The sequence below is a fragment of the Litoribacillus peritrichatus genome (assembly GCF_039537985.1).
GTDB lineage: Bacteria > Pseudomonadota > Gammaproteobacteria > Pseudomonadales > Litoribrevibacteraceae > Litoribacillus > Litoribacillus peritrichatus.
On sequence record NZ_BAABBN010000007.1, the window covers coordinates 748485 to 760642 of the forward strand.

The window sequence follows — 12158 nt, forward strand, 5'->3', positions numbered from 1 at the left end:
ATTTTTGTGTTGATTAGGTGAATGACTGCTACGTTTATTAAAGGACTCACTGTAAGTGAATATCTGATCATTAACTGAATTAAGGGGGTGTGCTTTGAAGTTATTTCTCGGCATTTCAATTCCCCATTCCGTGCAGTCTTATTTGGCTGACTTACAACCTGAGCAATCCAATTCCATTCGGCTTGTTTTGCCGAAGCTAATGCACATCACGCTGCACTACATTGGCGAAGCGGAACCTAAGCAGATTATTGAATCCGTTGAACACTCACTAAAATCCTTTGAAATTACAACATTTAAACTGCACCTGACTGAGCTGGGTTACTTTGGCGCGAAATCCAAACCCGCTGTATTATGGGCATCCCCAAACCTGTCGGAATCTCTGAAACTGTTACACAGTCAACTAACCGGTGTGTTAAACGAATTAAACATGGCGATCGATGATCGACATTATCAACCGCACATTACGCTTGCCCGAGGCCGATGGCGTAAGAAACCAGATCAAGCAGAACGCGATTTGCTTCAACGTTTCTATGTTCAAACTATTGAGCCGATTGAATTTGAGGTGTTGGATTTTGTGTTGTTCGAAAGTAAAGCGTCTGAATGTGGAAGGGAGTATCGGGTTGTTGAAAGGTTTTCTTTGATCAAAGAATAAAGGTTAACACCGAAAGGCGGGGCAGGCCGCTAACAAAAACTCCATCCTTAGGTGGATTTACCTCTCTGAAGAATAAATAGAATGAGGTAAGCATTCTATCTGGGAGAGGAAAGTGAAGAAAAATTACAAAAGGCTGCTGGGTTCGTGTGTCTTCATGTTATCTGTGGTTGGTTTAGCTCATGCCGACGAGATGAAAACCCCTTATGGCGCGGAGTATTCAGGGAGTGCGGATGGCTTCATTCCAGCGTGGCAGGGCGGACAGGATAACAAGCACACCTTCGGCCCAGAGCTGCTGAACAAACAACCGCTTTATACGGTTGATGCTTCAAACCTGGATGAGCATCGTTCGTCAATACCGGACGGGCTTCAATCGTTATTGGAAAAGTACCCGGCCTCCATGAAAGTGCCTGTGTATCAAAGCCATCGACCGGCTTATTACCCGGACTGGGTGTACCAAGCGATAGAGAAGAATAAAGCCTCGGCCACTTTGGCGAATGACGGCAACAGTGTGGTTCAGGCGTTTCCCGGCATTCCTTTTCCAGACCCGAAAAATGGCCATCAGGCCGTATGGAACCACTTGCTGGCGTTTAAGGGCGTTCAGCTTGAGTCCAATACCTGGGAGGTCGTGGTTCGCAAAGACCGGCAGTCGGGGGTAATCACCAGCAACATCAAATATTCAGTGGGCTATTACCAGAAAACACGAGGCCCGTCGGATGAAGATCAAATGCTGATGTACTTGTTGTCTACGGTGACGTCGCCTTCAAGGTTGTCCGGCAGTGCGTTACTGGTTCATGAACCGGTCAATACGTCTGTCGTTTCGCGAGAAGCCTGGTCGTATGTGGCTGGTCAGCGCCGGGTAATGCGGGCGCCCAGTATAAAATACGATTCGCCTTTGCCCAGTGCCGAGGGCATCCGCCTTGCGGATGAATTTGATTTGTACAGCGGTTCGGTGGATCACTACCAGTGGCGGCTGGTGGGTAAGCAAGCGTTGATTGTTCCTTACAATAATGAGCGTTTGTATCAGTCGCTTGCTGAGTTCGAAAGCAGTCAAGATACCTTGCTGACGCCTTATCATCCAAACCCAGACATGCTTCGCTATGAAAAACATCGGGTCTGGGTGGTCGAGGGTGTATTAAACGAGGGCAAATCGCATCCGTATCAGAGGCGGGTGTTGTATCTGGACGAAGACAGCTGGTTGGCTTTAATGGCTGAAAACTACGATCAGGAGGGGCGTTTATGGCGAGTCAGCACTTCTTATTCCAAGTTCTATCATGAGTTACCCGGGGTGTATAAAGTGGCAGACGTTTTTCACGATTTAACAGAAGAGGCGTATTACGTCCAAGGGCTGTTAATAAAAGAGGGACGCGCCATTAAAACCCAGGATTCGGTGGCTAAAAAGTCCAAGTTTAAGCCCAGTGTGTTAAGGCGATTAGGCCGGAAATAACCTTCTTGTTCCGGCTGGGTTGCGATCCCATTATAGATACATTCTGTAATAATCGAGTTAACAAAAACTAAGCTATTATGCTTAGTTTTGTGACGGCGTACCGCCTTTTTAGTGAAAGGCGTTGTGTGCCGATAAAGCGCTCTTTAGTCTGCTTGTCTTTTTAACTTACGAGACAAGCGAACGATATGCACTACTCATTGGTTTTATTTCTCAGCTTTTTTCTTGTTGCCTGTGGAGGCGGCGGTGGCGGTTCCAGCAGTGGCGATGTGACCGTGATTCAGCCGTCCAACCCCGGCGGCGAAGGTGGCGGAGAAACCATCAATCCGATGGCGGCTGCGCTGGCCAGTGGCAATGTAGCGGACATGCCTGCTGATACCAACCTTGCTTACAATGAAGTCATTCGTATCGCCGATGAATATGAGACAAGTTATAAGACCGATTTAGAAACCTTTTATGGTAATTTGTCGATCAATTATCCAATTACCAACTGGTCTCAGTTTGTCTCCATTGAAGGGTGGGCGAGCGAGTTTAATAACCCATTGGTGATTGGTAACGGAGGACGGATTCACGCAACGTATGGTGAGATAAGTGACCAGCGTAATGCGGCCTTTGGCACTAATATTTTCGATAGAGCGCGCACAGGTGAAGAGCTGGAAAGCTACAGCCCAACCTTGGTTAATTTGGTTTCATGGCTGATCAGGTCGGACTTGTCTGATGCCAATAACCGCGTGAGTATCAAGGTCGCGAACGTGACGACGGGTCAGTTCAATGGAATACGGGACTGGTTTGCTGCACAAACTGCAGACGTTACGATTACGCATTGTAATGACGAAACTGCGATTAATAGCTGTGTGGATGCGTCCACCGACTTGTTGGTGGTAGCCTCCAATGCCAGCCCTTCTGAAGCCGATGCCTTGGTGAATACGGCATTACCTGCGGCGGCAGCGCAGGATGTGGCAGTGATTTATACCCACGTACATACCTGGAATACATCGGCTTATACTGATCCGATTCTTGAGTTCCTGGGTTATTACATGCAATCGCCTGGCAGCCCAGGTAACTTTTTTGTCGGTGATCAGGATCGACACGCCGTGTGGACCAATTACACGGAAATGTTTGATGAGCAAGTGGCGATCAGTAGCCTGAACTTGGTGGCTCGTGATTTAGTCGCTCGCCTGCGTGATGGCAGTTTCAGTTACGACCTGCCAAATTGTTCTGAAAGCGATTGTGATAATGATGCACGTTATGCCGCTGAGTTGGCTGAGCCTTTAGCGCTGATCCGTAATCAGTTCAACTTACTGGATTCGACCAATACCAACATTTTTAGCAGTGACAACAACACCATGCTCAAATTGATGGCTTTGTTAGGCGATCGACTTCGTGCGGGTGTCTCTTTGCCAATGGCCAAAGAAACCGCCAACATTAATGATTGGTCGCGAGCGATGGTGGCAGATTTTACGGTGTATAACTCTCGGTTGGTGAATCCGGTTCAGGCCGATCTGGGTAACTTCAGCCGAACGGATTTCAGCCACATCACACCTGGCAATGTGAATATTAGCCTCACCAGTAAGCCGTATTTCAGAGCAACTGGTGTGTATGCCCTTCCGGGTCAGACCGTTCGGGTGACTCGTACCGATAACAACAATGCACTGGCTACCGAAGTGTTTGTGAATGCCATTCGTTCAGGTTCCAGTAAACCATTTACCGACAGGGAGTTTGAACGCCCTAAGTATTTGCAAAGCACGTCTATGCCGATCGGAACGCGAGAAACCGTCACCTTTACTTCACCTTACGGCGGCCCGGTGTATATTCGTTTTGACGCGCTTGATGTTGAGGCTCAGTTCAGTTTTGAAAACGTTGGCCAGCACCCGTATTGGAATGGCGTTGAAGATAACACCCGCTTTGCTCAGGCGATGAACGACAACGACTACGACTGGGTGGTGGTGGCTTCTGAACACGTGGAAGTGCACTCCCGTTTTGACCTCATGCAAACGACTTTGTCTGATCCTTTAATGTCGAACGCTGAAGACCTGACGCGCTTAATGCAAACTTTCACGCATGGCGATGTGTTTGCGTTGGCAGGCTTTACCGGCCCGGACATTCAAGTGACGGCGGAAGTTCAGAATTTCTCTACCGCACGCGGCATTCCCTTAACGAATCGTGATCGCGTACAGCATGGAATTATGGATCAATCGACCTGTGGTTACGGCTGTTCAGGTAACCCGTACGATGCGTACTGGAATTTCTCACCGCTCGGTCACGGTGACTTGCACGAAATTGGTCACACCATCGAAGACGGCAAGTTCAAATTCGATGGCCGAGCAGGGCATGCCACCACCAACCCGTATTCTTATTACACCAAGCATCGTGCCTGGGTGGAAGAAGCCATAGAACCAAACTGCCAGAGCGTTAGTTTTGATGAAATCCATACCCTGTTGCAAACCGCGCAAGGCGAGGCCGACCCGGATGCCTTCATGGCCGCTCAGGATATGAACGACTGGAACAAAGGCATAGCGTTAATGATTCAGGTGTTGATGTCCGCTCAGAACGAAGGTGCGCTGACCGACGGTTGGCAGCTATACCCTATGCTGCACATTCTTGAACGTGAGTACGATCGTCTTCGTAGCAATGACGCAGATTGGAATGCGGGCCGAGCGACTGTAGGGTTCAGCACTTATGATCGTGCCGAGTTGGATGGAATCAGTAACAACGATTTTCTGTTGGTCACCATGAGCTTCATCCTGGGTTATAACTTGCAGGATTACCTTGAAATGTTTGGCCTGACTTTCACGGCCAAAGCCAGTGCCCAAGTGACAGCGGGCGGTTTCCCTGCCATGCCTCGTAATTATTTCCTACCGGCGAACAACGCGGATTTCTGTAAAACGCTGGCCCAACCGGTCGTTGCTTTTTAATAGACTGATGCGTTCACCACAAGAGCAAAACAATCAGTCGTTTTGCTCTTGTGGTTTTTTGGTTTGAGCGTTAGTGAATGTTGGTGGGTTGAAATGGTCTGATTAAATTGAGGCAGTGTATAACAGGAGCAACATTTGTTATGTCTGCTCTGCTGACAATCAGTTTTCTGTAATGCATATCCACTGAGAAAAACTAACATCCCCTTCATTCACATCATGCTCTTGGACCACTTTAAATCCAGCGCTTAGTAGACCAGACAAAAACTCCTTTTTTGCTCCAGCGAGATTTGGCAAACCACCATCCTTTACAACTACAAATAAGCCCGTAGGCTTGAGCACCCTTCTTACCTCTTTCAGACCTTTGGCCTGATCTTGCCAGTGATCATATGAATCGAAGGCAAGAACCACATCAGCAAAAGCATCATTAATGGGCAGCTTTTCAGCACTTCCTTCGTAATAGGTAATTCTGTCTTCTGCCAAATGGCCACATGTTTTTTCACGCGCAATTTCAACCATACGAGGAACTGGGTCAATCCCGATCAGAGTTCCCTTGGTAATTGTCTCAGACGCATGCCTCAACGCACATCCAGTACCACAGCCAATGTCAACGACTGAGAAATCAACTTCCAACTTTAATGACTCTAAGCCGAGTTTGTTGGTAGCGTACTCACCATATTTTTCTGCATACCACTCGGCTGTTTCTGTATCCCATTTATTCACTCAACTTCTCCCTAAGGCATAGATATACTAACTTCTCCGCGAAAGAGTGCTGATCTCCGGTTCGTGGGTTAGAACGCTCATAGCCATAATATAGTCTTTGAGACTATAAACAGAGGTCAGTTTAGGAACAATCTACGCTGACCTCATTAGATTCCGGCAGTGAGATATCTCCGGTTACCCGCTCATGTGCGTTTTACCGCGACCACTGAATAAGTGTGCCAGTCCGTAACAACCGTTAATAGTCATCAACCTCAAACGCTCTTGGATGAGAAAGTCCCTTTGGCTTGCCTGGCGTATGTGGGTTTGATGGGCGTCAGCAGTTCCTGTTGTCATGCTGGGGAATGAGAGCTATATTCATAATTAGCAAATATGAATATTGGAGGTGCATCATGGCGACTACCAGCTTAAGTCTTGGTGAACACTGGGAGGTGTTCATCAAAAATGAAATATCCAGTGGCCGTTACGGCTCAGCCAGTGAGGTGGTCCGGGATGCTTTACGCGCCATGGAGGAACGAAAAAGCAAACTGGAAGCCCTGCGTTCACATCTTGCTGAAGGGGCGACCCAAGCAAAAAACGGTGAATTTGTGGATGATTTTTCTATGGATTCGCTTATCAACGACCTAGACGCTGAGTCCTGATGACGCAAAAGCCTATCAGGAAGGTCAGAGTTACCCCTCGCGCCCGAGATGATCTAAAAAATATCGGCCGTTACACGGAGCGCATATGGGGCAAGACCCAACGAAACAGTTATTTAAGCCGCATTGATGCAAGACTCCATTGGCTTGCTGAAAACCCTCAACTAGGCAAACACCGAACGGATCTCTGCGAAGGTTACTACCGTTTTCCCGAAGGGCAGCATGTGATTTTCTATCTGATTGGTAGCAGTGCCATTGATATCATCGGCGTTCTCCACAAGGAGATGGACGTTATCAGTTACTTCATGGAAGGTTGAATCGCGAACGACTTTTAGTATTGTAGCCGTAGGCTTGTCATGGGGATTTTTTGTAAATGCCCAAGCACATGCTTTTATGATTCTTCTGGTTGCAATACGGATAACCGGCACTAAGGAAACAGGTTTCCCTTCTGTGCCACCATAGTTGTCACGTTACTTACAATAAACAAGACAAATCAACGGAGTAGGGCAGTCGGCTGTTATTGCTTCCCGCTTTCACGAATCATTTTGTTAGCAAACACAGGTTGGCCATTATAATCTGTTAAAAACTCATCTGATACTTCAAAGCCGTAAGTCTTGTAGAGTTCTTTTGCCGGATAATTTGTCTTAGCCACAAATAAAGTGGCCCGGCCGTTTATCTGAGACAGGAGGAATTCCAGAATGGCTTTGCCAATTCCCTTTCCTCTTGCGCTAGGGCAAACAAATAGCGCTCTGATTTCTGCTTCAAATATTGCGCCATAACCGAGGACGTTGCCGTCTTCATAGACGAATATCTCTGATTCCTTTAAAGCAGATAACCGCTTTTCATCGCTTTCGAGAGGAAGAAGCTCAAACGTCTTCTTCTCAAATCGGAGTTCATCCAATTTGGAACCGGAATAAATTTCTAAAACGTTTTGATAGTCTGTTTCGCAAAAGGCTCGAATTTTCATGTATTGCCAGGTTCAATAGCTTCTATCATCAGGGAGTACTGCCTTTTGGTCGAGAGTACTGTCTTTCAGTCGATGAGTGAGTGTGGATCAGTGAGTAAAGTCAAAGCCATAATACAGTTTTACGGGCCATCAATGGAACTCTGAACAGTGAAAAACGATAGTACAGTTTTTGACGGATTTGGTACTCATAAAGTACACATAAAAATCATCTGAGTTTTGAATGTAACCTGGTCGCTCTTTCTTTAACAGTTGAAAATGCTCCCCAACCTCACATGAGGTCGGGGAGGTGCTGGATCTTTGTTGGCAATTATTTGTCCGCCCACTGAGTGAATGATAAGAATGCTGGGTGGTCGGTGTTCCATAAGATTCTCCGTTGTGACTTCAGGCTTTAAGGGTTAGGACATAGTTCAGAAATTTCCAAGTAAATTGATGGCCCATGCGGTGAAGTACAAGCCCGCTCCAAAGACGCTGTGGGTAAGTAAGCTTTTACTTCGGGCGATCATCGGCTTGGGTGTTTTGGACGCGGCAATCCCAAAGCCAAAACAGGGCTGCATGACGAAAAACGGAAAAACGACGGTTGCCATACCAAACAGAAGCGCGGGTAAAAAGGTGGGAGAGACCAGCCAGTCCAAGCCGACGACAGAGACCAAACCTGCGGCAAAGATGATGCCTGTCAGATAATGGCTCAGCCAACCTAAAAAGCCTTCGAAACGAACGGGCGAGGTGTTTAAAATATTTTGGTGGAATAAGATTCCTTTAGGCATATGGGCCAGCCAGCGCCCAACTAAGGCATAATCTAGAGAAGGAATATTCCACAACCTTTTCAGTGCAAACGCCCATATATCCATCACCAACGTTGCGCCAATCCCCAGTAATAAAACCAGAAAAAAAGTGGTTGAAGTGTCAGTCAGTGCCAGCATAAATTATCTCCTTTATACGTCGTAATCATTCTGTAAATGATGTTTAAGAAAGCGACTGGAGATAAGATACAACTTCAAGTTAACTTTAAGTCAAGAGGGAGTTTGCTTCTTTTTTTAATCACTCTGGATGGATAGAGTGTTGGGTATTTATTCTAAAAAAGCTGATCGTGATTTTTTATGTCGTTTTTTTGAATTCAAACCACGAAGGTTCAATCTCATATCAAAGCCACGGGTGGTACAGGATTCGATGGAAATACCTGAGGGTCACTAGCTTTGTTGGGAGGTGAGTGTATGCGAGTGGATCAATGGGTTCTATCTTGAGTGGCATACCTTGTGCGGCCCAGTGTGAAAGTGAGGCTGGTGGCTTGATGCCTTGGGTTACCCGATTATATTTCATTGTTTTCGCAGAACTCCACAATTTCATTGACTAGAGATTCAGTCTGCTCATTTTTTGCCACAAATATTAGCCCTGACCATACATCCCATTCGATGCCGATACGCTTAGAACCTTTAAGACACGTTTGGAAAGCTTCATCCGGACCATTGATAGTAAAGCCAAAGGGAAACAAGCTAAATTGTTTAACAATTTTTTTCTTAGCCGGTTTATATTGTTCATACAAATAATTAGGTATTTCGTACGTAAGTTGGCCTGAGTAGTTCCTTAGCAGAACTCCCTTTTTATACTTCTTGATAACTTCCGATTTATCTTCTGAATTCATGGTTAAAAAATCCACGTCAGGCTCTGCTGTTGGTAAAAGTGGAAGCGAGACAGGCGTTTTTCGGTCCTGTTGTAACTGCTTGTGTAGGCACGGTATGGGTACTAACTAATGAGGTGAAAGTCCTTTGTAGGAAGGACACCACCTGTAGTGATTATCCGGCTATTAGATGTTAACTTTAAGAGATTGGCAAGTGCTTGACTGTGGGGGCAGGACTAGAAAAGCCGTAAGTAAAAATGAGTGTTAATGATCGGGCTGATCGTCCGAAACATTATATGAGGCGTACTCAGGTAAAACCTGCCTTACGAAATGTTTTGGGTATAAGACGAAACTATCTTGTATTTTGTTTGCAAGCCATTTCGTACCACTGATATATAGTCACTGCCAATATCAATCTCTCTCCATTCAATACTAAAATCAGGAGCCTTTAATGTTACTGAAGTTGGAGTATTAATCACTAGAGATAAGATTGGTGCACAAATCGCCCCACCTTTTACGCCGATAGTAGCTATTACATTAGTACCTGAAAACTTAAGATCTTCAATGTAATTTTCATCGACTAGTGATACCTTGAGACCTTCTAGTTTATTCACAAAAATAATTTCCCTTAGGTTCGTTGACTCTTAATTCCATAAATCCGTTCGTACATTTATTTTCATGTTTTATGAACTATTTATTCATACTAACGGATACAAATCAATTGGATGTAGAGTGGGTGAATGAAGACATTTCAGGTTTATATCTGAACTGGAGGCGCTGACCATCACAGGCCAGCGTTCTGATAATGTTTGATAGGATTCCGGATCAGCGATTCTCTAATCGGTTGTAATCCAGCAAACCGGCCGTATCCGGTTGGTCTTCTAAATACTGTTGATGAATTCGGTCGCTGTGCGCCCAGAAATCCGGGTTGGTGCGGCGAATACCAAATTCATCCATCAGTTGGTCGTAATCGCTTTCTGTTTGTAATGTCGATACGGCATGGATGAACTGATCGAGCTTGTCTGCAGAAACATGCCAATAAGCCGCAGGGTAACTGCCGGTGATGCCTTTGTTGATGGTCAGGTAATCTTCTTCCGGCAGGCGGTTGCTGTCTTCAAATAACAGGCTATCAATGTTGCTGTGACCGCTGTTTCTGAGGATGGTGTATAGCGCAAGTTTGCCTTCGTTTTCGATGGATAAGATGCCCATCTCCGGCATCAGGGTGGGTGCGCCTATCGGCAGTTGTTTTAGTTTAGCAAGACGACGATCCAGCGCAGAATCGGTCAGGTTGTGGGGGCTGGTTTGTAAGGTGCCCAGCTTGGCTTGTACCATGTTTAGCAATTCGGTTTTCGGCGATTCGGTTGTGAATTCAATGTTGGTTTTTACATCGAAGTTAACGCGCGGGCCAAATACGAATTCTTTCACTTCTTGTTGTGAGTTCCGATACCAGTGACGCCACAGCTTTTTACGTTCTTCGGCAGGCAGCAGAGAAAGAAAGTTGCCTTCGCCTTCCATGCGCAGGAAGTCCATATACAATCGGGTATTCACCTGGTGGCCAACGTTACCAAACACATCGTATTCTGCCACCAATAAATAGTGGATGCGTTCAAGTAATGGATAGTCGATCAGCCAAGCGGTTTTGGGTTCTTGTCCGACCAGCCCTTTCAAAACGGTGGAGCTGTCGAAATGGCGGAAGATGGTCAGCGTCGCATTGTCGTTGGTGCGATCGCCATCCCAAATGAGGTCGAGATTGAGCTTTTCCTGCTCACTCAGGTATTTGATTAACTGCAGTTTGTTTTTCAGGTATTTGTTTTGGGCCGCCGAAAATGCCACCCAGTTTTTAATGACGCCTGCATTGCTTTGTTTTTCGCCGGGCAGGATCAAATTCTCACGCTGGGTATTGATCAGCTTATCGAGGTTTTCCGGGTTAATGTCCGGGTCAATAAACAGCACCCAAAAGTGATCATCGATCACGTTTAATGCAATTTGACCACGGCACACCGGGCCTTTGATAAAGCCCATGATGGTGAATTGGGATTCTTCCAGCATGAAGCGATATCGAGACTGGCTCGGAATGTCTTTAAAGGCTTCGAACGGGTTGGCGGCTACTTTGGGTTCGTACCCTGGTAATGAGGCCACAGTGTAATTTGGCTCAATAAACAGAGATTTGATCCAGTTCATTCGCTCAGCGTCTAAGGTGTACGGCATGTGCGTCTTGGCCAGGATGCTTTCATCTTCTCTTTGCAAACGATAGTAAACGCGCTGGACGCCAGGGTCGTCATAAGGGCGGCGAGTTTTAATCCTGTTGATGGGCGAGCCTGGCGGTGTGGCTGAGCGCACCAGCTTGAAGTAGGTGCGTTGTTTCGAATTGTTGTTGCTGTCCAGCTCGGTGAAATACAAGTGGGCCAGATAAATGTGTTCGTACACGTAACGGGCCATTAACTGATGTTTCAAATCGTCTTGATTCAGAAAGGTTTCCCATTCCGCTACTTTATCCAGATAAGGGGATGTCAGCTTGGGCTGGTTGGCCATGTTGGCGCCGTTGGCTAACCATTGGGTCAGGACAGTGTATTCTTCGTTGGCTAAGGCGGGTAAGCCGTAAGGCATCCCGTGTTTTGGATTTTCGGTTAAGTAATCTTGTGATTCGACAGGCGACGGGCATTGCGCCGGGTGATTTAAACCCAGAGGGATGTCATTGCTCAAACGCTCGGCGGTGGTGGCCGGTTGTTGCTGTTTTTGGCTGATAAACTGATACATCAAGCTTGCCTGAAGGTTTACCGCCGGGGTTTGTGTACGCTCATTCAGGATCGGATGGAAGCCCATTCGACGCCATTCAAAGGTGTTCTCAGCATCAATGCCAAGGCGGGTGGGGTCACTGGCCAGTATTCGGGTGCCATCGTAGACCACGTCTTTGCTGGCGCCACGATCAATCCCCTCCGGTGAGGATAACTTTAATTGGCAAGGAGCATCGTAACAGCCATGGCAGACCACACACCGCTGTTCAATGATGGGCTCTACTTCACTTAAATAGTGCTGACCAGCGGAGGACTCCGGTTCCACCATCCGGTTTTTGGGGGCAGCCTGACCGTAAAGTTCGCTCAATGGGTCATATTGGGTGATGCCCACGCCAGCACAACCTGCTAATAAAAATAATAACCAAGGCCAGTGCAAACTTAATTTAAATGAACGCATAATTTTTTATCTGTCGTGATC

At 46.6% G+C, this 12158-nt stretch carries 11 protein-coding genes; 5 read left to right on the forward strand and 6 right to left on the reverse strand.

All coding sequences use genetic code 11. The annotated features are described in order from the left end of the window. Positions 1 to 94 precede the first annotated feature (94 nt). From thpR to ABD744_RS13015, 3 genes are all read left to right on the forward strand, one after another. Positions 95 to 652 carry an RNA 2',3'-cyclic phosphodiesterase gene (thpR, locus tag ABD744_RS13005; RefSeq protein WP_344798937.1) on the forward strand — a complete coding sequence of 186 codons (558 nt, stop codon included), beginning with the start codon at positions 95 to 97 and terminating at the stop codon, positions 650 to 652. A gap of 112 nt (positions 653 to 764) precedes the next feature. Further along, positions 765 to 2096: a DUF1329 domain-containing protein gene (locus tag ABD744_RS13010; RefSeq protein WP_344798938.1), complete on the forward strand. Its 1332-nt coding sequence runs from the start codon at positions 765 to 767 to the stop codon at positions 2094 to 2096. A gap of 185 nt (positions 2097 to 2281) precedes the next feature. After that, the gene (locus tag ABD744_RS13015) at positions 2282 to 5008 is read left to right on the forward strand and encodes an ImpA family metalloprotease (protein ID WP_344798939.1); all 2727 of its coding nucleotides are present in this window, start codon (positions 2282 to 2284) and stop codon (positions 5006 to 5008) included. Between the two features lie 159 nt (positions 5009 to 5167). Here ABD744_RS13015 and ABD744_RS13020 read toward each other — a convergent pair whose 3' ends face one another. Continuing rightward, a complete protein-coding gene (locus ABD744_RS13020) occupies positions 5168 to 5728 on the reverse strand; it encodes a class I SAM-dependent methyltransferase (RefSeq protein WP_344798940.1) in 561 nt (186 codons plus the stop codon). A gap of 389 nt (positions 5729 to 6117) precedes the next feature. Here ABD744_RS13020 and ABD744_RS13025 point away from each other — a divergent pair, with 389 nt between their 5' ends. Both ABD744_RS13025 and ABD744_RS13030 read left to right on the forward strand, forming a co-directional pair. After that, on the forward strand, positions 6118 to 6366 hold the full coding sequence (locus ABD744_RS13025) for a type II toxin-antitoxin system ParD family antitoxin (protein ID WP_344798941.1): 249 nt from the start codon (positions 6118 to 6120) through the stop codon (positions 6364 to 6366). Continuing rightward, positions 6366 to 6680, forward strand: a complete 315-nt coding sequence (locus ABD744_RS13030; RefSeq protein WP_344798942.1) for a type II toxin-antitoxin system RelE/ParE family toxin — start codon at positions 6366 to 6368, stop codon at positions 6678 to 6680. Before ABD744_RS13025 ends, ABD744_RS13030 begins: the two co-directional genes overlap by 1 nt. A 200-nt stretch (positions 6681 to 6880) precedes the next feature. On the opposite strand, the gene ABD744_RS13035 is transcribed toward ABD744_RS13030, so the two are convergent. The 5 genes from ABD744_RS13035 to ABD744_RS13055 form a co-directional block, all read right to left on the reverse strand. Next, positions 6881 to 7330 carry a GNAT family N-acetyltransferase gene (locus tag ABD744_RS13035; RefSeq protein WP_344798943.1) on the reverse strand — a complete coding sequence of 150 codons (450 nt, stop codon included), beginning with the start codon at positions 7328 to 7330 and terminating at the stop codon, positions 6881 to 6883. A 407-nt stretch (positions 7331 to 7737) separates the two neighbouring features. Further along, positions 7738 to 8250 carry a DUF2938 domain-containing protein gene (locus ABD744_RS13040; protein ID WP_344798944.1) on the reverse strand — a complete coding sequence of 171 codons (513 nt, stop codon included), beginning with the start codon at positions 8248 to 8250 and terminating at the stop codon, positions 7738 to 7740. A gap of 386 nt (positions 8251 to 8636) precedes the next feature. Further along, positions 8637 to 8969 carry a hypothetical protein gene (locus ABD744_RS13045; protein ID WP_344798945.1) on the reverse strand — a complete coding sequence of 111 codons (333 nt, stop codon included), beginning with the start codon at positions 8967 to 8969 and terminating at the stop codon, positions 8637 to 8639. 299 nt (positions 8970 to 9268) lie between these two features. After that, a complete protein-coding gene (locus ABD744_RS13050; RefSeq protein WP_344798946.1) occupies positions 9269 to 9559 on the reverse strand; it encodes a hypothetical protein in 291 nt (96 codons plus the stop codon). Between the two features lie 211 nt (positions 9560 to 9770). After that, positions 9771 to 12137: a fatty acid cis/trans isomerase gene (locus tag ABD744_RS13055; protein WP_344798947.1), complete on the reverse strand. Its 2367-nt coding sequence runs from the start codon at positions 12135 to 12137 to the stop codon at positions 9771 to 9773. Between the last annotated feature and the right edge of the window lie 21 nt (positions 12138 to 12158).

Coding starts and splice junctions, on each gene's coding strand:
- ABD744_RS13015 (WP_344798939.1), top strand. CDS start 2,282: ATGCACTACTCATTGGTTTTATTTCTCAGCTTTTTTCTTGTTGCCTGT.
- ABD744_RS13025 (WP_344798941.1), top strand. CDS start 6,118: ATGGCGACTACCAGCTTAAGTCTTGGTGAACACTGGGAGGTGTTCATC.
- ABD744_RS13030 (WP_344798942.1), top strand. CDS start 6,366: ATGACGCAAAAGCCTATCAGGAAGGTCAGAGTTACCCCTCGCGCCCGA.
- ABD744_RS13035 (WP_344798943.1), bottom strand. CDS start 7,330: ATGAAAATTCGAGCCTTTTGCGAAACAGACTATCAAAACGTTTTAGAA.
- ABD744_RS13040 (WP_344798944.1), bottom strand. CDS start 8,250: ATGCTGGCACTGACTGACACTTCAACCACTTTTTTTCTGGTTTTATTA.
- ABD744_RS13045 (WP_344798945.1), bottom strand. CDS start 8,969: ATGAATTCAGAAGATAAATCGGAAGTTATCAAGAAGTATAAAAAGGGA.
- ABD744_RS13055 (WP_344798947.1), bottom strand. CDS start 12,137: ATGCGTTCATTTAAATTAAGTTTGCACTGGCCTTGGTTATTATTTTTA.